Origin of the sequence: Thalassospira sp. MCCC 1A01428 (genome assembly GCF_002115825.1) — a bacterium.
Lineage (GTDB): Bacteria > Pseudomonadota > Alphaproteobacteria > Rhodospirillales > Thalassospiraceae > Thalassospira.
Window position 1 is genome coordinate 1 of record NZ_JFJZ01000026.1, and the last position, 21,276, is coordinate 21,276.

General features: G+C 51.8%; 16 protein-coding genes and 1 tRNA gene. 7 read left to right on the plus strand and 10 right to left on the minus strand.

Features of this window, described 5'->3' with window-relative positions:
* Positions 1-49 precede the first annotated feature (49 nt).
* Positions 50-949 carry an aldo/keto reductase family oxidoreductase gene (locus THS27_RS17380; RefSeq protein ID WP_085593147.1) on the plus strand — a complete coding sequence of 300 codons (900 nt, stop codon included), beginning with the start codon at positions 50-52 and terminating at the stop codon, positions 947-949.
* Positions 950-1,151: 202 nt separating this feature from the next.
* Positions 1,152-1,952 (plus strand): 4-hydroxy-tetrahydrodipicolinate reductase, encoded by an 801-nt coding sequence (gene dapB, locus THS27_RS17385; protein ID WP_085593149.1) that lies wholly within the window; start codon positions 1,152-1,154, stop codon positions 1,950-1,952.
* Between the two features lie 231 nt (positions 1,953-2,183).
* On the opposite strand, the gene THS27_RS17390 is transcribed toward dapB, so the two are convergent.
* Positions 2,184-2,846, minus strand: coding sequence for an ABC transporter substrate-binding protein (locus THS27_RS17390; protein ID WP_139835628.1), 663 nt, complete (start codon positions 2,844-2,846; stop codon positions 2,184-2,186).
* Positions 2,847-3,312: 466 nt separating this feature from the next.
* Positions 3,313-6,153 carry a DNA polymerase I gene (gene polA / locus THS27_RS17395; protein WP_085593153.1) on the minus strand — a complete coding sequence of 947 codons (2,841 nt, stop codon included), beginning with the start codon at positions 6,151-6,153 and terminating at the stop codon, positions 3,313-3,315.
* A 183-nt stretch (positions 6,154-6,336) separates the two neighbouring features.
* Here polA and THS27_RS17400 point away from each other — a divergent pair, with 183 nt between their 5' ends.
* A complete protein-coding gene (locus THS27_RS17400; protein WP_085593155.1) occupies positions 6,337-7,155 on the plus strand; it encodes a hypothetical protein in 819 nt (272 codons plus the stop codon).
* Positions 7,156-7,500: 345 nt separating this feature from the next.
* On the opposite strand, the gene THS27_RS17405 is transcribed toward THS27_RS17400, so the two are convergent.
* The 5 genes from THS27_RS17405 to THS27_RS17425 all read right to left on the minus strand — a co-directional run bounded on the left by THS27_RS17405 (position 7,501) and on the right by THS27_RS17425 (position 12,169).
* Positions 7,501-8,811: a folylpolyglutamate synthase/dihydrofolate synthase family protein gene (locus THS27_RS17405; RefSeq protein ID WP_168184928.1), complete on the minus strand. Its 1,311-nt coding sequence runs from the start codon at positions 8,809-8,811 to the stop codon at positions 7,501-7,503.
* A gap of 2 nt (positions 8,812-8,813) precedes the next feature.
* Entirely contained in the window at positions 8,814-9,746 is a 933-nt protein-coding gene (gene accD, locus THS27_RS17410; RefSeq protein WP_085593157.1) for an acetyl-CoA carboxylase, carboxyltransferase subunit beta, read from the minus strand.
* A gap of 54 nt (positions 9,747-9,800) precedes the next feature.
* Positions 9,801-10,649, minus strand: coding sequence for a tryptophan synthase subunit alpha (gene trpA, locus THS27_RS17415; protein WP_085593159.1), 849 nt, complete (start codon positions 10,647-10,649; stop codon positions 9,801-9,803).
* Complete coding sequence (trpB, locus tag THS27_RS17420) at positions 10,646-11,869, minus strand: tryptophan synthase subunit beta (RefSeq protein ID WP_085593161.1); 1,224 nt, start codon at positions 11,867-11,869, stop codon at positions 10,646-10,648. Before trpB ends, trpA begins: the two co-directional genes overlap by 4 nt.
* 123 nt (positions 11,870-11,992) lie before the next feature.
* Positions 11,993-12,169, minus strand: coding sequence for a zinc-finger domain-containing protein (locus tag THS27_RS17425; RefSeq protein ID WP_085578687.1), 177 nt, complete (start codon positions 12,167-12,169; stop codon positions 11,993-11,995).
* A gap of 135 nt (positions 12,170-12,304) precedes the next feature.
* Between THS27_RS17425 and THS27_RS17430 the strand changes: the two genes are divergently transcribed.
* The 4 genes from THS27_RS17430 to THS27_RS17445 all read left to right on the plus strand — a co-directional run bounded on the left by THS27_RS17430 (position 12,305) and on the right by THS27_RS17445 (position 16,894).
* Positions 12,305-13,279: an ABC transporter ATP-binding protein gene (locus tag THS27_RS17430; protein WP_085593163.1), complete on the plus strand. Its 975-nt coding sequence runs from the start codon at positions 12,305-12,307 to the stop codon at positions 13,277-13,279.
* A 179-nt stretch (positions 13,280-13,458) separates the two neighbouring features.
* Positions 13,459-14,718, plus strand: a complete 1,260-nt coding sequence (locus tag THS27_RS17435; protein ID WP_246833007.1) for an alpha/beta hydrolase — start codon at positions 13,459-13,461, stop codon at positions 14,716-14,718.
* A gap of 145 nt (positions 14,719-14,863) precedes the next feature.
* Positions 14,864-16,600, plus strand: a complete 1,737-nt coding sequence (locus THS27_RS17440) for an adenylate/guanylate cyclase domain-containing protein (protein WP_085593165.1) — start codon at positions 14,864-14,866, stop codon at positions 16,598-16,600.
* 217 nt (positions 16,601-16,817) lie between these two features.
* Positions 16,818-16,894, plus strand: a tRNA-Arg gene (locus THS27_RS17445).
* Positions 16,895-17,012: 118 nt separating this feature from the next.
* Here THS27_RS17445 and asnB read toward each other — a convergent pair.
* Genes asnB through THS27_RS17460 form a run of 3 tightly spaced genes read right to left on the minus strand, consistent with a single transcriptional unit; the run spans position 17,013 to position 21,275 of the window.
* The gene (asnB, locus tag THS27_RS17450) at positions 17,013-18,950 is read right to left on the minus strand and encodes an asparagine synthase (glutamine-hydrolyzing) (protein ID WP_085593167.1); all 1,938 of its coding nucleotides are present in this window, start codon (positions 18,948-18,950) and stop codon (positions 17,013-17,015) included.
* Positions 18,951-20,147 carry a glycosyltransferase gene (locus THS27_RS17455; RefSeq protein WP_085593169.1) on the minus strand — a complete coding sequence of 399 codons (1,197 nt, stop codon included), beginning with the start codon at positions 20,145-20,147 and terminating at the stop codon, positions 18,951-18,953.
* Entirely contained in the window at positions 20,148-21,275 is a 1,128-nt protein-coding gene (locus THS27_RS17460; RefSeq protein WP_085593171.1) for a glycosyltransferase family 4 protein, read from the minus strand.
* Position 21,276: the final 1 nt, after the last annotated feature.

A 21,276-nucleotide genomic window follows, 5' to 3' on the forward strand; every position in this document is an offset into this window, starting at 1 on the left:
TGCCGGGACTAAACACCTAGCTTTGATGCAGCCACAAAGGAGGTTTCACATGTCTATTATTGAAAAATCGGGAACGTTTGAATTTGCCGGTCGTACGGTAAAGCGGATGGGATACGGTGCCATGCAGTTGGCCGGGCCGGGTGTGTTTGGCCCGCCGCGTGACCCGGAAGGGGCAGAAAAAGTTTTGCATGCGGCCATGGATGCCGGGATCAACCACATTGATACCAGCGATTTTTACGGTCCCCACATCACCAACCAGATCATTCGCAAGGCGTTGCATCCCTATAACGATGATTTGCTGATCGTGACCAAAATTTCGGCCCGTCGCGATGAAAAGGGCGGCTGGATTCCGGCCTTGTCAGCCGAAGAACTCACCCGGGCAGTCCATGACAATTTGCGCAATCTGGGCCTTGAAACCCTTGATGTGGTCAATTTCCGCAGCATGCACGGCTTGCACGGCCCGGCGGAAGGATCGATTGCCGAGCCGTTTTCGGTGCTGGCAGATTTGAAAAAGCAGGGATTGATCCGGCATTTGGGGCTTAGCAACGTCACGTCCACGCAGATACGCGAAGGGCAGGAAATTACGGATATTGCCTGTGTGCAGAACCAGTACAATCTGGCGCATCGTCATGATGATGCGTTGATTGATGACCTGGCAAAACAGAACATCGCCTATGTGCCGTTTTTCCCGCTGGGCGGATTTTCACCGCTGCAATCGCAGATTTTGTCCGATATTGCCGCCCGTTTGAATTTGACACCGATGCAGGTTGCCCTTGCCTGGCTGTTGCAGCGCGCGCCCAATATTTTGCTGATTCCTGGCACATCATCGGTCGCACATTTGCATGAAAACATTGCGGCATCCGCTGTTACCTTGTCGGCCGACGTGGTTGCCGAGCTTGACGGGGTGTGGGACGCGGCAAAGGATGCCCCGGCAGATGCCGCTCATTAAACGTTGTTTCACAAGGTCGCTGTTTTAAAAATACCTTCTTGTGCAATCAAGATCGGGGTGGTGCAAATATGCGCCACCCCTTTTTGTTATGTGGCGTGTTTTGTTGTGTTGTGTTTCTGCGCTGTTCCCGCCGTTTCATCGCCTGGCGTGATGTGCTAAAGCAGATGGCATATTGACTGAATTTGCCTGCAGGAGGCCAAAAATGAAAATCGGAATCGTCGGTTGTGCTGGACGTATGGGACGGATGCTGGTGGCGGAAACCGCCAAAACCAGTGGCTGCGAAATTGGCGGGGGCACCGACCTTCCGGGTAGTGCCTTTGTCGGCAAGGATATTGCCCTGGTTGCCGGGCTGGAAGAATGCGGCATTGCCATTGGCGATGATCCCAAAGCCCTGTTTACCGATGTCGATGCAGTGATTGATTTCACCACCCCGGCCGCAACCCTGAAACATGCGGCACTGGCGGCGGAAACCGGAACAGTGCTGGTCATTGGCACCACGGGCCTGTCGGCCGATCAGAAAGCGGAACTGGCAAAAGCGGCCGAAAAGACCGCAATTGTTTTTGCCCCGAATATGAGTGTCGGTGTTAATCTGGCCTTTGCCCTGGTCGAAAAAGTTGCCGCGATCCTGGATAAGGACACGGCGGATATCGAAATTGTTGAAATGCACCACAAGCACAAGGTGGATGCGCCGTCCGGCACCGCATTGGGCCTGGGCGAAGCGGCGGCCCGCGGGCGGGGTGTTGCGCTCGATGATGTTGCCGTTCGCTCGCGCGATGGGCATACAGGCGCGCGTGAAGACGGGGCGATTGGCTTTGCCACCCTGCGCGGCGGCGATGTGGTGGGGGACCATACGGTGGTTTTTGCCTGTGAAGGCGAACGGATTGAAATCACCCACAAGGCATCCTCGCGCGAAGTTTTTGCCAAGGGGGCAATGCGCGCGGCAAAATGGGCTTTTGGCAAGGACGCCGGGCTTTATTCCATGCAGGATATTTTAGGGCTTTAAGCTGCGCTGACAAAACCGGCACATGCGTAATACCAATTGTCGATGAGAAGAACTTATCGACAATTGGATCGGCGCGACGGTGCTGCGCGGCCAGTGCCGCGACAGGCAAGGGCTTCGTCGCGCCCGCCCGCCCGCCGGTTAAGCGGCTTCTTGATCGGTTTCGATCAGCAGGCTTTGGTATAAGGCAGTGGATTTATTGCGGGGATGCAATATATGCAGCCCCGCTTTTGTTTAGCGGCTGGCGCATCCGGCTTCGTTATTGCATTCCAGCCGGTTGAGTTCCTGATTGAATATCTCGCGTAAATTGGCACCGGCAGGCGTTTTGTGAAAGGCAACATAAAGCCCCTTGTTGGCAAGCGGGGTTGGGTGAAACCGGAAAGAATTAACAACCTGTGCAAACTCCTGGTATGTGCCAAGCAGATGCTCCATCACCAGTTTGTCCATAACGGCGACATCAATTCTGTTGGTACGTAATAATCGCAACAGGGTTAAATCATCATTGGTTTCAACAGTGCGCAGCTTGCCGCTGGCAACCAGTTCGTCAAAAAGCGGTGTGTTGGTGTATCCGGCAACCACACCAATTGCCATCCCCTGTAAATCGGCCAGGGTTTTCCAGTCAAACAGCTGGTTATGAAAAACCACAAATCCCATTGGGCTATAGCTGATCGGGGCGGAAAGCAGCATTTCGTCGAAACCTTCACGGTCCTTGTAAACCGGAAAAATGCCATCGATATCGCGGGTGGTGCGAAAGGTTTGCAGCGCGCGCCGCCACGGCAAAACCGACAAATGGATGGTCATGTTGGCATTGGCAAATACGGTTCGGACCGTCGCACTGCTAAGGCCATAGTCCGATAATTCCTCGCCTGAATAAGGCGGCCATTCGGTCGTGACCATTTCCAGATCACGGGGGGCCGCTATTGTTGGCAAAGCAGGGTCGGAATTGCTTGTCTGAGCCTGTAAAGGTAAGGACAGTATCAGGAAAAAAGAAGATAAAATGATGAAATGAAAATTTATTGCCCGGAATTTTTCCAAAATACCCGGTTTTTGTCCGGATTTTTGTCTGATTTTTGGGAAAAAATTATTCCGCACATCTCCTGCGACATTTATTCGCCGTGGTCTGGAAGACAGTATTTCCAGTTGCGGAAAAAGCCTCACGTACCCGTTTTCCCCATTCCTGCACGTGTGAAATCAGCTTCATAATCGTATCAATATTGTCAGAGATAGAAAGAGTTTTAAATTTTTGTCTGTTTTCTGTGGTTAATGATCAACGGCCCCGGCGAAGAATGTCGCCGGGGCCGTTGATTTTCAGATAAAATATCAGATGCGAATGACCACAGGCTGGTGACCCGTTGTTGCGTGGTCAGTGCGCATCTGCCCAACTGTTGCCAATGCCCGCATCCGCAATCAGCGGCACACTTAAGTGGGCGGCATTTTCCATCACATCGCGGATGACTTTGACGGCCTTTTCGGCCTCGTCTTCCGGGGCTTCAAAGATCAGTTCATCGTGGACCTGCAAGAGCATGCGGGTTTTTAACCCGGCATCGACCAGGGCATCGGGTACGACAATCATGGCGCGTTTGATGATGTCGGCGGCACCGCCCTGAATCGGGGCGTTAATGGCCGCACGTTCGCCAAAGCTGCGGCGCATGCCGTTTTTATCATTAATGCCATTGATGTAAATTTTCCGACCAAACAGGGTGCGGACCATGCCGTGGGTTTTGGCAAAATCCTTGGCCCGTTCCATATAATCGCGGATGCCGGGGTAAATTTCAAAATAGGCTTCGATAAAGGCTTTGGCTTCTTTTTGGGGAATGCCCAGCTGGTTTGCCAACCCAAAGGCGGAAATGCCGTAAATGATACCAAAGTTAATCGCCTTGGCCTTGCGCCGCACCATCGGGTCCATGCCTTCAATCGGCACGCCAAATACCTTGGACGCGGTGGAGGCGTGAATATCCTCGCCATTTTTAAAGGCGGTGCGCAGGGCATCGATTTCGGCAACATGGGCCAGCAGGCGCAGTTCGATTTGCGAATAGTCGGCAGATATCAGCTTGCAGCCCTTATCGGCGATAAAGGCGGTGCGAATCTTGCGGCCTTCCTCGCTTCTGATCGGGATGTTTTGCAGGTTGGGCTCGTTCGATGACAAACGGCCGGTATTGACGTTGGTTTGGCCATAGCTGGTGTGAACCCGCCCGGTTTGCGGGTTGATATGGGTTGCCAGCGCGTCGGTATAGGTGCTTTTCAGTTTGGAAAGCTGGCGCCAGTCCAAAATGCGGGCTGGCAGGTCGTGGCCCTGTGCCGCGAGGCCTTCAAGCACATCGGCCCCGGTTTGCCATGCGCCGGTTTTGGTTTTTTTGCCGCCCGACAGGCTCATCTTTTCAAACAGGATTTCACCCAGTTGCTTGGGGCTGCCCAGATTGAAAGGTTCGCCTGCCATTTCGTGAATGGTTTTTTCCAGAACGGCCATGCGGGTGGCGAAATCGGATGACAAATGACGCAAAATATCAGCATCGACCTTAACGCCAATGCCTTCCATTTTCGCCAGAACCGGCACCAACGGGCGATCCAGCGTTTCATAAACGCTGGCCATATGTTCCTGCGCGATGCGGGGTTTTAACAACCGGTGCAAACGCAAGGTAATGTCGGCATCCTCGGCGGCGTAATCGAGCGCCTTGTCTAACGGCACCTGATCAAAGGTGATTTGCTTTTTGCCCGACCCGGCAACGTCGGCAAATTTGATGGTTTTATAATCCAGATGCAAATCGGCCAATTCGTCCATGCCATGCCCATGGCTGGTGCCATCAAGCACATAAGACAGCACCATGGTGTCATCAATCGGCGCAACATCAATGCCATAGCGGGCAAAAATGATTTTGTCGTATTTGATGTTCTGGCCGACTTTTAGAACGCCACGATCTTCAAGCAGCGGTTTTAAAAGCTCGATCGCGCGTTTAAGCGGGATCTGTTTGGGAATTTCCTTGGCCGGAGTATCGTCTTTGGTATCTGCCGGGTTGCTGTCAAAGTCAAAGCCGCCCTGTGCTGTGCTGCTATCGCTGGCCGCGTTTTCTTCGTCAATAAGGCCATGGCCCAGCGGGATATAGCAGGCTTCACCCGGCTTGACCGAAATGGAGATACCAACCAGTTTGGCCTGATGGGCATTAAGCGATGTGGTTTCAGTATCAACCGCCAGCGTGCCTTCATAATCGGCCTGTGCGATCCAGTGTTTCAGGCGGTCTTCGTCCTGCACCAGTTCGTATTGGGCCTTGGTCACGCTGACATCATTGACACCGGTGCCCGCCTCGGTCAGGCCATTGGCATCGATGCTACCGCCATATTTGGCCTTTACCTTGGACGCCAGCGATTTAAAGCCATGGGTGGCAATGAAAGCCAGCAACACATCGGGGTCCGGCTCCAGCAGGTCAAAATCATCGACCGGGTGGGTCACCGGAACATCGGTTTTAAGGCGTACCAGATCGCGCGAAATACGGGCCAGATCGGCATTTTCAATCAGCTTTTCGCGACGCTTGGGCTGTTTGATTTCGCCCGCCCGTTCCAGCAGGCTATCAAGGTCGCCATATTCATCTATCAATTGTGCGGCGGTTTTAATGCCAATGCCGGGCACGCCGGGCACGTTATCAACGGCATCACCGGCAAGTGCCTGAACATCAATTACCTTGTTTGGCGCGACGCCAAATTTTTCCATGACCTCGGCTGCACGAATGGTGCGGTTTTTCATCGCATCAAACATTTCGACGCGGTCAGTGACCAGTTGCATCAAATCTTTATCGGACGACACAATGATCACATCTGCGCCCTGTTCGGCCGCCTGTCGGGCATAGGTGGCGATCAGATCGTCGGCTTCATAGCCTTCAAGTTCGATGGATGGCAGGTTAAACGCCCGCACGGCATCGCGGATCAGGCCGAACTGTGGCACAAGTTCTTCGGGGGGCGGCGGGCGGTGCGCCTTGTAAGCCGGATAAAAATCGTTGCGAAACGTTTTGCCCTTGGTATCAAAAATAACCGCCATATGATCAGGTCGGGTATCTTCGCGCAGTTTCATCAGCATGGTGCAAAAGCCATAAACGGCATTAACGGGGGTTCCGTCCGGGCTGTTCATGGGCGGCAAGGCGTGAAACGCGCGAAAAATAAAGCCGGAGCCGTCAACCAGGACGACGCGGCGGGGGGGCTGGGCAGAATCGGTCATACGATGGATGCTCGTTTTTCTCGATGAATTGGGTGGCCCGCAGAATGCCGTATAAGGCGGGCGAAGTCGAGTAGGGTGACAGCGAATTATCCAACTCGGCGCTTTGTGCTGACAATATCGGGTCAGGCTTGTTATGTTTTGCGGTGTCGCATCTTTATAATGCATGGCAGGGATTTGGCGTAAGTGATCAGGCGCGCGGAAAAGCCGGTTAACCGGCGCGGCGAAAAGCCGGTTTACCAACCGTTCGGCAAGGGTGTCGAGGCGGCTGGCCTTTCGCGTGAGCTTCACGACGGCATGAAACTGGAAAATCGGCGCAAAAACAGCAAAAAAGCAGCAAAGGCCAATCGGAAAGAACAGGCAAAAGCCAGACGCGCCAGCGGGGACAGCTGGTTATCACGCGGAACATTGTTGCGCGCATTGTTAACCCTTGTTCTTTTTGGTGGCGCCCTGCACGGGCTGTTTGTCGCTTTTGGTATTTATGATCGCAACCAGAGCCTTTCAAATGGTGAACAGTTTGTGTTGCTGATTAAATTGCTGGTCTTTGTCACGCTGATGCATCTGTTTTACCTGATGCTGATGCATTACCACCCGATCCGCCACAAGGTGCGGGGCCTGTTTTTTATGGCGCTGGCGCCGGTGGCCGCGATTTGTATTTTCATGATCTATGGCGGGGCGGGCATGTTTGGCAGCTTCCTGCCCATTCTTCAGTTTCTAACCCTGACAATCGGGGTGGGCGGGTTCATCTTGTATGTCGTTATCTATACCTGGTTGTCGGGAAAATCTGTGCGACGACGACGTGAACGCGAAGGGTCCGATGGGGGCTGGCCTGATCCGGGCCGGGGGGCCGGTATCGGCAAGGCAACCGGTTCCCGCGCTGGCGGCCCCGGACCAAACCGCAACGGTAAAAATGATGGTCCCGGCGGGGCAGCTGCCAGGTCCGGTCTTTCTGATGTCCGGCCAGTTGGCCCGGTCCCGCGGCGGTCTGCGCCCAACCGGGTATAATATCGGGCCGCCTGTTTATTATGGCGAACCGGCGAATGTTGTCTGCCGCGTGGCATCGATGGCAGCGCGAAAAATTACACCGGGCAGCCGATCGTCTGGTAAAGACAAGGCATTACCGCACAGGTGTTGTTCTGCGGTTTCGACAGCAGAGTTTTTACCGGCGAGGGGATGTCGAAATACCGGTGTTACCGGGTGCTGGCGTAGGAATTTCTCGGATTATTTCATTCATTCATACCGGTTGGTATTCTTTAACGCTTTGATATAATTTATAATAATCCGGGAATTGGCGTTTTTCTACCGGCCGCAAAAAAAGGTGACGGGGGTACTGGAACGGGGGTGTTCGATCTAGGAATGGTCTGCCAGCACGTGACCGGCAAGGTAGAGGGACCCTAAAATCAGAACCCGTTTGATATTGTGGTTTTTGTTTCGCAATGCCAATAAACCGGTTTGGACACCCTCTGTGGCGACGGCGGCAATGCCAAGATCTTCGGCTGCTTTGGCAACATCCGCCGCACTGTGCGACTGATGTTCATCACCGGGAATAAGCACCCCTGCCAGACCATCAACATATTTGGCGATAGGGCTTAAAAAGGCTGTGAGATCACGGTTGCTCAGCATACCGGCAATGACAACAGTTTGGCCATCAATAGGGTTGCGTGACAGCCAGTCGGCGATTACCGCAGCAGCGGCGACATTATGGCCGCCATCTACAACCAGTTCGGCACCTTCGGGCAGGATGCGAAACATCGGGCCTTTGCGCAGCCGTTGCAGGCGGGCGGGCCACACGGCATTTTTCAAACCACGGGAAATCGTTTCGAAGTCGATATTATCCTGGCCATCCGGTGCAACGCCGGCGTTTCGCGCAGCAACCGTCGCGACCATGGCATTGGTATATTGGTGGCGACCGGGCAATGCCGGGGCTGGTAAATGCACAGCTTCGCCGTCAATATGAATATCAAACCCGTCGTCGTCTTCTGCGGTGATGGCAAAATTGGTAATTAACGGTGTGCCAACCTTGCCGGCATGGCGGGTTAGCACATCAAACGCCGGTAAAACCTGGGGGCCAACCACACAGGGCGCACCCGGTTTCATGATCCCGGCTTTTTGGAAGGCAATTTTTTCGACCGTGTCACCCAGAAACGCCTGATGATCGATTGAAACAGGGGTAATCACGCACAGGGCAGGGTTGGGTAAAATGTTGGTGGCATCAAAGCGGCCACCAAGACCTGTTTCGAGCAAAAGCACGTCGGCATCGACTCGCGAATATGCCAAAAAGGCGGCTGCCTGGGTGATTTCGAAATAGGTGATCTGCGCCCCGCCATTGATGGTTTCGACTTCTTCAAGAAGATCACACAGATCGGTTTCGGAAATCTGTTTGCCTGCCAGCACAATGCGTTCGTGAAAGGTCACAAGATGCGGCGAGGTCGAGGTGTGAACCCGCAGACCTGCCGCCTCGTAAATAGCGCGCAGATAGGCAAGGGTTGATCCCTTGCCATTTGTCCCCGCGATATGGATAACCGGCGGAAGTTTCAGGTGTGGATCGCCGAGTTTTTGCAACAGCGTTGCAATTCGCCCCAGGGATAAATCAATTATCTTTGGGTGAAGCATGCCAAGACGGTTTAAAATGGCGTTGCTTCGCGATGTTGACACCTGCATGGTCAGTCAGCTTTTTCCGCAGTTGGGGTTTTGTCTTTGCCGCCGGCTTTTTTACCGTCCTTGATCGGTACGACCGATGCCCCGGGTTTGGGACGGCGGATCATGTCAATCAGGCGGCCAAAGGTCGCATTCAGTTCGCTACGCGGTGTCACCATATCGACCATGCCGTGTTCCAGCAGATATTCGGCTGTCTGGAAATTGTCCGGCAGTTTTTCGCGAATGGTGTTTTCGATCACGCGGCGCCCGGCAAAGCCGATTTGCGCACCTGGCTCGGCAATCTGGATATCGCCCAGCATGGCAAAGGATGCCGAAACACCCCCGGTGGTCGGGTCGGTCAGCAACACGAAATAGGGCAGGCCCTTTTCCTTGACCTTCTCAATCGCCGCTGTGGTTCGCGCCATTTGCATCAGCGATAAAATGCCTTCCTGCATACGTGCCCCGCCCGATGCGGGAACAACGATCAGGGCTGCATCCTGGACAACAGCCAACTCGGCCGCCGCCACAATGCCTTCGCCAACGGCCGTTCCCATTGACCCGCCCATAAAGGAAAAGTCGAAAACGGCAATAACGGTGGCATGGCCGCCAACGGTGCCATGGGCAACAGCCAGGGCGTCTTTGAATTCTGCCTTGGCCTGGGCTGTTTTCAAGCGATCGACATATTTTTTCTGATCGCGAAAACGCAGCGGGTCAACCGGCACCGAGGGCAACTCGATGGTTTGGTATTTGCCGCTGTCAAACATCAGTTCCAGACGGTCACGTGCGGAAATCCGCATGTGATGGCCGCAATGCTGGCAAACATGGTTGTTCTTGGCCAGGTCGCGATGAAAAATCATCTGTTCGCAGGACGGGCATTTGTGCCAGAGATTTTCCGGCACTTCGCTGCGGCGAACAAGTTTCTGAATTTTGGGTCGGACGAATTCAGTCAGCCACGACATATCGGATATTGATCCTCGGTTTTGCCTAAATCGGTCTTGCTGGTGCGCGCAACATTATTTGCGGGCGTTGCGTACACCATCGGCCAGTTCACGTACCAGACCAGAGACCACAAGGGCGGTGTTATCGGTGGCCTTGCCGTTTTCGTCAAGGCTTTCAGCGATTTTTGATACAATCGCCGACCCTACAACAGCGGCATCGGCCTCGCGGGCGACCTCGGCTGCCTGGGACGGCGTTTTAATGCCAAAACCGACGGCAATCGGCAAATCGGTATGGCGGCGCAGGCGCGCCATGGCCTCAATGATCTGGTCATTGGTGGCCGATCCGGCCCCGGTGACACCGGCAACCGACACATAATAAACAAAGCCACTGGTGTTTTGCACCAGTTTGGGCAGGCGTTTATCATCCGATGTTGGCGTGGTCAGGCGAATAAAGCTAAGACCTTTTTCCACGGTGGGAATGCAAAGCTCGCTATCTTCTTCGGGCGGCAGGTCAACAACGATCAGGCCGTCAACCCCGGCATTGCGGGCATCTTCCAGAAATTCGTTCACGCCGTAAATGTAGATCGGGTTGTAATAGCCCATTAAAATAATCGGCGTTTCATGGTCGTGATCGCGAAAACCGCGCACCAGCGACAGGGTTTTGCGCATATGCATGCCTGCGGCCAAGGCCCGGTTCGATGCTTCCTGAATGGCGGGGCCATCGGCCATTGGATCGGTAAAGGGCATGCCCAGTTCGATCACATCCGCACCGGCTGCGGGCAGGGATTTTAAAATTTCAAACGAGGTTTCCGGGTCCGGGTCGCCTGCGGTGATAAAGGTAACCAGCCCGGCGCGGTTTTCTGCGCGCAGTTTTTCGAACCGTTTGGCGATGCGGTCCTTGCCGCCAATGATTGCGTCGCTCACAGTTTGACTCCCAGTGCTTCAGCCACGGTAAAGATATCCTTGTCGCCCCGGCCGCTCAGGCACATCAGAACGATCTGGTCTTTGTTCATTTTTGGCGCGGTCTTAATGATCTGCGCGATGGCATGGGCACATTCCAGGGCGGGAATGATGCCTTCCTTTTCTGAACACAGGGTAAAGGCCGACAGGGCTTCTTTATCCGTGATCGACACGTAATTGACCCGGCCGATGTCTTTTAACCATGAATGTTCGGGGCCGATGCCGGGGTAATCCAGCCCGGCGGAAATCGAATCGGCTTCCTTGATCTGGCCGTCATCATCCATCAGCAAATAGGTACGGTTGCCGTGTAAAACACCCGGGCGTCCTGCGGTCAGGCTGGCGGCATGGTGGCCGGTATGCACCCCATGGCCTGCGGCCTCGACACCGGTAATGGCAACGTCCTTGTCATCAAGGAACGGATGGAACAGGCCCATGGCGTTTGATCCGCCGCCAACGGCTGCGACCAGTTCGTCGGGCAGGCGGCCTTCGGCATCAAGGATTTGTTCTTTGGCTTCGTTGCCGATCACACATTGAAAATCGCGGACCAGTTCGGGGTAGGGATGGGGCCCGGCCACGGTGCCAATGATGTAAAATGTATCGGAAACGTTGGTCACCCAGTCGCGCAGGGCTTCGTTCATCGCATCTTTAAGCGAACGTGAACCCGATGTAACCGGTTTAACCTCGGCGCCCAGCAGGCGCATCCGAAACACGTTGGGCGATTGGCGTTCAATGTCCTTTGCACCCATGTAAATGGTGCAGGGCAGGCCAAAACGGGCACAGACAGTGGCGGTTGCCACACCATGCTGCCCGGCACCGGTTTCGGCGATGATACGGGTTTTGCCCATGCGTTTGGCCAGCAGGATCTGACCGATGCAGTTGTTGATTTTATGCGCGCCGGTATGGTTAAGGTCTTCGCGCTTGAAATATATTTTTGCCCCGCCCAGATGGTCGCTAAGCCCCTGCGCGTAATAAAGCGGGTTGGGCCGGCTCACATAATATTTCAGGAAATAATCCATTTCCTTGCGAAATGCGGGGTCTTCCCTGGCGTCCTTATAGGCTTGCTCAAGTTCGAGGATCAGCGGCATCAGGGTTTCGGCGACAAACCGGCCACCAAACTGGCCAAAATGCCCTTCCGGGTCTGGCAGGGTGCGAAAACTGTTTATCGAATTTGGAGCAGACGTCATGGATAGTCCCCGTTTTGGGCCGCAGCAACATTACTGCGACGGGTGAGGCGGGCAGATCAGGATAAAACATTCCCGCACAAATACGGGCCTGCTGGCAGGCTGAAATGTGCAGGGCAGGCGACCCTAGTGGTCAGCATGTGCGAGGGTTTTGTCCAGGATATATTTTTTCGAGCAATACGGGCAGACCACCTCGCCTTTTTCCTCAAGATTGAGGTAGACGGTCGGGTGACCCAGATGGCCTTTGCCACCATCACAGGCAATATTAAGGCTGCCGACTTTGATTTCTTCGGTGATCTTCATATATCTCGTTCCCAGTTTGCGCCGATATTGACCCCGGTTCGACCGGGATGATACCCATAACGCACATTCAATCAACACTTCCGCATCGGTTTAGCGCAATTGCGCCATGTGGAAAAGAGCGGAGATCATGCATTTATGAATGCAATGCCCGATTATGCGATCGAGGTCGAAGGTCTGACCAAGGTCTATAAAAGCGCGCAAGGCGAAAAGCTTGCGCTTGATAACGTCTCATTGAAAATTCCGCGCGGTTCGTTTTTTGCCCTGTTAGGGCCAAACGGCGCCGGAAAATCTACTTTTATCAATATCCTGGCGGGTCTGGTCACTAAAAGTGGCGGCACGGCAAAAATCTGGGGGCATGATATTGTCGATCAGATGCGTCTGGCGCGCTGCTCGATCGGCATTGTGCCCCAGGAACTTAATCTCGATGCATTTTTTAGTCCCCGCCAGGCAATGGAATTGCAGGCCGGCCTGTATGGTGTGCCGAAATCCGAACGTCGGACCGACGAAATTCTCGATGCGATTGGATTGCTCGACAAGGCGGATTCGTATGCCCGTTCGCTTTCGGGCGGGATGCGTCGCCGTCTTCTGGTTGGCAAGGCCATGGTGCATAACCCGCCGGTTCTGGTCCTTGATGAACCGACAGCCGGTGTCGATATCGAACTGCGCCAGCAATTGTGGGCCTATGTAAAAGAACTCAACAAGGCCGGTGTCACCATTGTTCTGACCACGCATTACCTTGAAGAAGCCGAAGAACTTTGCGATCAGATCGCGATCATCAACAAGGGCAAGGTGATTGCCCATGAAGATAAAAGAACCCTGCTACGGCGTATCGATCACAAAGCGCTGATCCTGACGGTAAAAGGCACAATTGGCACCATTCCCGACGCATTAAAGCCCTGGGGTGCCGAACAAAAAGGCGAAAGCCAGATTGCCCTGCATTACCGCCCCAGTGAAAACAGCATGGCGGATATTTTGTTGGCCATTCAGGCCAGCGGTCTGGAAATTAACGATCTTTCGACCGATGAAGGCGATCTGGAAGATATCTTCCTGATGTTGACCCGCGAAAATAACAAATCGCTGGCCGAAGGTGCCGCCGGACAGGCAGCCTGATATCAACGGATTGGTGAAAATGCCAGTCAGCACGAATTGACGCAAAATTTTACGTCCGATCCCGGCAGGATCATGCCATCCTGCCGGGATTATTTTTATCTGACGGATCTTGCAAAAGAAAATATGCGTCAGGGTAACAGGCCGTGTGGTGCCTTTGACGACCGGTGAACAGTGCGGTTATGGATCTCGTGAAATTGAAAATTCCCGGTGTCAGGGATCATGCCAGGGCTGTTATGGCCGGGGCCCTGTTGTTGTTGGTTGCGGGATGTGCGCCATCTTTACGCCCGGCGGGAAAGCCGATGGCGACGGTATCGTTTGTTCTGGGCAGCGACGCCGAAACCGGGCAGGACAGCAAACAGGCCATTAAAAATGTCGATATGGCCGATGATCTTGCCCATTGCTCGGTCAATGCCAACACCAATACCAATGTCGGCATCAGCGCTGCGACGGATGTTCATAAACACCAAAAACTGTTTTTCCGCACGATAGATGGCACGTTACTGGCGTTACAGCGTTGGATGCCCGGGCCTGATGCTGTGTCTATTGTGTCAGGTGCTGCCTGTAAGGCGTCTGCAAAGGCGGATGTCGAACCCGGGTATGCGTCAGGGCAGGCTTTGGCGACCGCGCCACAGGCGGTTATTTTGGGGCTGCATGGCTTTGGTGATTATGCCAATGGCTTTGCCGAGGCGGGGGCGCAACTGGCGCAACAGGGCATTGCGGTTTATGCCTATGACCAACGCGGTTTTGGCCGCTCGCCCACGCGCGGTTTTTGGCCAGGTGCCAGCAGCCTGGTCCAGGATGCCAGCGACGCCCTGCTGGTTTTGCATCACCTTTATCCGGCAACGCCGGTTTATCTGGTCGGGGTTTCGATGGGGGCGGCGGTGGCGACTATAACGGCGGCAAGTCGCCCGCATGTGATGGACGGGGTTATTCTGGTGTCGCCCGCGGTATGGGACCGGGCCGACATGCCATGGTATCAAACCATGCCGCTTGCGGTTTTATCGCATAGCTTGCCGTGGTTACCGGTGTCGGGCCGCGGATTGAAGATTTGGCCGTCTGATAATATCGAAATGCTGCGGCGTTTGGGCCGGGATCGCAATATGTTATCATCGGTGCGGGTTGATATGGTCGCAGGTGTTGCCGATTTAATGGATATGGCGCGTTTAAGGGCGGGGGATCTCGATTTGCCGGTTCTGGTAATGTCGGGCCGTAAGGATCAGGTTATTCCGCCCGATGTGATGGCGTCTTTTGTTCGGGATTTGTCCGGAATGGCAAAAACGGCATCCTCAACCAGGATTGATAAGGGATCGGCAACAATTTGTGTGTATGAACAGGGATATCACATGTTGCTGCGCGATTTGAACGGGCCTCAGGTGATTGATGATCTGGCGATGTGGATCAGGGGCAAGCCCCGCGATGAAAGCAGCCAATGCCGCTAGCGCGGATCGGGATTGCTTTTTGACCGCAACGCCAGGATCAGGTAACATTTTGAAGCATTTGAAAAATAAGGGCTGATTGACCATCATAATACATCAGGAGATGTATTAGGTCCGGTTGGCCCGCTGCGGAAGGATCAGGACCGGTATGCTGCGGACCGTTCGAGCAAAGTTCCTGGGTGTCGCGGGTTTTTTTGTCGTCTGCCTGACCATTGGAACCGGGTTTTCGGTGATCCAGTCTTTGGGTATCAATGGCGACCTTGAGGCGGTTTCGCGTTATGTTACACCGGTTAAAGATGCGCTTTCCGATGTGCGCGCCCGCCAGCTTGAACAGATTTCCCTGCTGGATCGCTATATGCGGGTGCTTGAAAGTGACGGTGCCGAGGCCTCGTTATTAAGCGGCATCGAAATAGAAATCAGCGCCAAACAAACCCAGATCGGACAGGCTTTTCGCAAGGCATTTACCTCGGCTGCCCTGGGGCGGGCGCAGGCCAGCACGCATTTTGACCAAGGGGTTTTGTTAAACCTTGACGTGCGGATGCGCGAATTTGCCGATATTTCCTCGCAATTTAATATCGGGGTGGAAAAGCTGCTCGATTCGGTGCGCGGGGGCGATATTTTAACCGCACAGCGCCAGGAAAACATTGTTCGCGGCATTCATCGCAATATTGTTTTGAACCTGCGCAGCGAAATTTTGCGCCTTGAACGTTATGTCGCCGAGACGGTTGAGGCCGTTTCCGAGCGCGAGGATTTTCTGATCCAGGCTGAATTTATCATGATGCTGGTCGCCGGGATTGTCGGGCTTGGTCTGGCCTATTATCTGGGGGTCGGGGTGGCGCGCACGGTTGCCGATACCACCAAGGCGATCAACAGCGTGCAGTCGGGCAAGCTTGATACCAATCTTGATTTTAAAGGGCAGGGTGACTTTTCGGCCCTTGCCAATGCCTTTAACCGGATGACGCGGGAATTGCGGGTGCGGTTTCGTATGCGCGAACGGTTTGGCAAATATGTTGATCCCAAGGTGCTAAGTAATTTGCTGGCCCAGGAAACCGCTCTGGAAACCTCGCAAAAGCGGGTGATGACGGTGAGTGTGGTGAACCTGACCGGGTTTGACTGGCTGGCCGAGCATACCGAACCCGAACAACTGGTTGATTTCCTGAATGATTATCTGACCGCGATGACCGAGCCGATTTCGGGCCATAGCGGCATTATCGATAATTTCATTGGCGACCGGGTGATGGGTTTTTGGGGCCCGCCCTTTTGCAATGAAAAAAGCCATGCCTTGCATGCCTGTAAGGCAGCGCTGGAGCAAGTGGCCCGTTTTAACGCCCTTAAAACCAAATATGCCGACCTGATTGGCGATCATGGCCTTGATATCCGCATTGGTATTGCCACGGGCGAGGTTGTTGTTGGTTCGATTGGCACCGATAAATCGCGGGCCTATACCGTGGTGGGCGATTGTGTGAACTATGCGCACCGCCTGGAAAAAGCCAACCGGATTTATGGCACACGGATTTTGGCCTCGAATGAAACGGCGGATCTGGCATCGTCTGATGTGGAAATGCGCGACCTTGACCATGTGGTGCTGCTGGGCACCGAGCAGGTGGTGTATTTGTATGAAGTACTGGCCGAAAGCGGGCATTTAAGCGAGGAGCGCCGCGAATGGCGCAAGAATTACGAAACCGCGATGGGGTTTTACCGCGACGGTACGTTTGATCAGGCCTTTCCACTGTTTGAAAAGGTGCTTGAATTTAACGACGCCGATTTTGCCGCCCAACTGATGATGAACCGCATGGAACGGCTGAGCCGGCGCGAGCAGGACCGCGAATGGAACGGCACCTGGGTGGTGCGCGACCCTTATGAACGGCGCGATGTGGAAAGTTGATTACAAGATGATCGGCTGCACGCATGACTATACGCACATGAATATAAACGTGCGCCGGCGTTGTTTTCCGCTGTGATCTCGGAAAGCGTTTATGGCGCGGTGATGCGCCTTGGCGATAAAATCAATTATGGGGGGATGAATTGTTCAAAAACCCTTGCCCGCCCGATGCAAAACCTGTATCACCCAAACCGCTTGGTCAGAACAGACAAAGCCATGTGCACCCGTAGCTCAGCTGGATAGAGCGTTGCCCTCCGAAGGCAAAGGCCACTGGTTCGAATCCAGTCGGGTGCACCATTTTTCCGCATGTTTTAATAAAGTAACTTTTTGAATTTCTGTTTTCTGCATTGGCACAAGAACAGGAAATTTCCGCAATTGTCTGTGGCATTTATGCACGCACGAATTTTGTCTGCTATCACGTGTTTTTGTCCGCCCATGCGTGGAGCATCAAAACGTCCCAGATATGGTACTGCCAGTTGGCTTTACCAGAGAGATGCTCTTCCCATTTTTGTCGGACAGGCGCGTAGCGGAGCAAATTGTGCCGTGCGAACGTTTCCGGTGACAAAAGGTTTTCGGCCCAATCTCTCAGCGGGCCTCTGAGCCAGTGGTCAATGGGAACGCCAAAGCCCATTTTAGGTCGATCAATGAGGTTTTGCGGAACATATTGATACAGTACCTGACGTAGAAGCCATTTTCCCTGCCCATCCCGGATTTTCATGTTTTTGGGGAGGCTCCATGCAAATTCCACCACCCGATGATCCAACAACGGGACGCGCGCTTCAAGAGCCACTGCCATGCTTGCGCGATCAACCTTCGTTAAAATATCGTCCGGTAGATATGTTTGCGTATCAAGATATTGCATACGGGCAATAAAATCGGGAATTTGACGGTCAAGGTTAGCATCCCACAGAAGACCGTGATTTTCTTGCCCGCCGATAACAATATCATTGGGCTCTGGCCAATGGCTGATCATGCTACGGTAAAGCGCGCCGTCGTCATCATGAAGTAACTCGGCCATCTTATGAAGGCGTGCGCCAAGATTTTGCGGGCGTTTGTGCGCCGGGATACATTTTGCCGCCAAATTCCAAAAAGAAGTCGGCAGGGATTTGAGGCCGAGCCCCAAGGGATGACGCAGAACAGAAGGAATGCGGTTGATTTGATGGCTAATCTGGTTTGCCTGGAAATAACGGCTGTATCCGGCAAACAGCTCATCACCACCATCGCCCGATAAGGCAACCGTGACATGGTTTTTTGTTAATGCCGATACCAGACAGGTCGGGACTTGTGAGCTGTCGGCAAATGGCTCATCAAAATGGTCAGCAAGGTTAGGGATAACGTCAAGGGCATCCTGTGCTGAAACATAAAGTTCCGTATGATCTGTACCTAAATGTTTAGCGACGCGTGCGGCATGCTGGGCTTCGTTGTATTTTTCTTCGTCAAATCCGATCGAAAAACTGCGGATCGGTCGATCACTTTGTTTTTGCATCAGGGCGACAACGGCTGAACTGTCAATACCGCCGGAGAGGAATGCGCCCAGCGGTACGTCTGAAACCATTCGTTTTCTGACGGCATCTGATAACAGGTCATCCAGTGCCATAATGGCATCGTCGTCGTTTCCGGCAAACGGGTTACGTGACGCATTAGTCACCACATCATTCATATTCCAGAAGGGTTTTATGGTGTGCGAACTGTCTTCGGCCGAAAAGCGCAAGATATGGCCGGGTTGTAGCTTGAAAACGTTCTGATAGATTGTTTGCGGGCCTGCAATGTAGTTGTGGCGCATGAAACCTGCGACGGCATTACGATTAATGTCAGTCGGGCAATCCGGGTGCGCACGCAACGCCTTTAATTCAGAACCAAAAATGATGTTGCGGCCCGGAGACAGGCTCCAATAGAGCGGTTTGATCCCCAGTCGGTCACGGACAAGCCACAGCTGTTTATCTTTCTTGTCCCAAATGGCAAAGGCAAACATTCCAATCAGTTTACGGGTTGTTTCTTCCACACCCCACTGAGCACATCCCTCAAGAATGACTTCGGTGTCGGAATGACTTTTAAACGTACGTCCTGACGAGCTTAGTTCTTTTTTTAAATCGGGAAAGTTATAGACCTCGCCATTATAAGCGATGACATAGCGGTTACAAGATGAAGTCATCGGCTGATGACCCAAAGGCGAAAGATCAATAATAGCCAATCGACGATGGCCTATCGCAATGCCATTTGATGCATCAGTCCAGATGCCATCATCATCGGGGCCACGATGCCGGATTTTATCATTCATGTGCCGAATTAAATTCGTGAGATCCTGCGTATTACTATTTGATTCAACATTAACAAATCCGCTTAAACCACACATTTATTCATCCCTTAATCCCGGACGGGTTATCATTTCTTCAACAGATTGGTTTGGCATCGATAGTAACCCATCATAAAGCTGAACATATTGTGTAATGCAGCGATCTAGAGAAAATTCTGTTTCCACACGTTTTCGGCCAGCGAGCCCCATCTTTTCTCGAAGTTCAGGATCCAGTGCTAGTTTGAGAATTGCGTCTGCAAGTTCCTGTGGTTGACGCGCATTGACCACGAAACCGGTTTTACCATTCTTTACAGCTTCAGCATTCCCCCCAACATCAGTTACTACCATAGGTAATGATGCTGCCATTCCTTCAAGAATAGCATTTGAGAACCCTTCTTCATGTGAGCAAAGAACACCTATATCTGAAATTTTTAATAGATCAGGTACGTCATTACGCGAGCCTAGCCAGCGAATGTTTTGTGCAATATTGAGATGTTCCGCCTTTTTCAGCAAATTACCGCCTATACCGTCGTCTCGACCTATAAAAAGTACAGCCCAAGGGTAGGGAAGCATTTCTTTAACTATGCTTAATGCTATTAATAAATCTTCATGGCCTTTGTAATAAATCAAGTTTGCGGTAATCGATATAACAAAACATTTTTTTTGAAGGTTTAATTTTTTTCTTATCGAAGGGGGGGCTGAGTTGATTGCGACTGGTGATAAATTTATTCCGTTATATATTTTCCCAATTTTTGAAGGCTGTATATTCTCAGATAATAAGTTTTGGCACACGGCAGTTGAGTTTCCGAGTATGGCGGTCATTTTGGGGTGTAGCCAATGCTCCAACTTGGAAAGAAACGGATACTTCTTCTGGTAGTCATTTAGACTGCGCCTGCTCATCACACGTTTAGGGCCTTTTATAAGCAAACTTATGAACCCACCAACTAAATAAGACTGCGGTAGGAAAAAATGTATTATATCAGGGCGAAAATGTCTCAATTCAGAATATAGTTTTAAGGCGGAATAGAATGGCTTTATTAATTTGCATTCCAGGATTTTGTTTGAGCTTTTGATTGGTTCTATTACTTTTATTCCCTCTTCTTCCAAGATCTTCGCGAGGGCTCCTTTTTTTGATATAGTATACACCAATATGTTTATGTTTTTTGTCTTAAGGCAAGGTAGTATTTGAGTGAGGTGTCTTTCGCATCCTCCTACGTCCAGGCTTCCAATTACATAAAATATTTTAATTCTATCCATTTATTTTTCTTGCTTGTTATTTAAAATAAGGTCTGCCCATTGAGATGTGATTCTTTCTAGAGACAAAGTTTCAGATATTTTTGAAGCTTCTAATCCTATTTTCTTTCTTTTCTCATTTGATAGAAGTAATGTTTCTATTTTTTCTGGAAGGTTATTCATGTTTGAATTTGAAATCAAAATTCCATTTTTCTCATGATCTATGATGTCAGATGGACCTGTTTCACAGTTTGTCGCAATCGATGGTAAGCCATAGGACATAGCTTCAATTAGAGTGTTCGGAAATCCCTCATATCTAGACGGCAGAACATAAATATCTGCTGTTTTATACCAATCTTCAAGATTTCCCACTCGCCCGGGCAAAAATACATTTCTTTCAAGGTTGAGGGTTTTTATTTTATTTTCTAATTGGGGGCGTGAAGCGCCTTCTCCAATGATTACCAGGTACCATTCTGGGTGATCTTTGGTGATTAAATGAAATGCATCAATTAACCTGTCAAATCCCTTTTGGTGAACAAGTCTGCCGACGCCTAAAACAATTTTATTTTCGGCGCCAATCTCAGGTATTATATTATTAGGTTTAATTGTAGGTTCGTTTCTTGGTAACGGGAAGATAACAGGGTTTGGAATTACTTTGGTTTCATGTGCTGGCGCATTTTTTCTCAGCCAGACTGCAGTGGTTTCCGTTTGGGCAATCAAAAGAGAAATATGTTTATATGATATTCGTCGTACAAATTCCCACGGCTTACTAAGTGGAAACATGGGTGGGTGAATACGTTCAGATCCCAAAATTTTTACGTTTAAGCCTAAAGCTGAAATGGCAAGGTAGCAGTTTGACGCGGTCATGATACCAATAGCAACATCGGGACTTTCTTTTTTTAATTCTTTTCGTATTTCATATATTTTTTTAATGGGGTTGAATATTCTTAATATTTTCTCTGCGATGTTATTTTGTGATTTGAGGGAAATGCGTTTTATTTTTGGTTCTATCTCATAGAAATCTACTACTTTAGATTCTAGTGTCAAAATACTTACTTCTATGCCTTTTTTATAAAGGCTATTTGCTAAAGTCGTTGTAAATCTCTCTGCTCCGCCGGAGGAGAGAGAGTGTATGAGAAATAGAACTTTCATA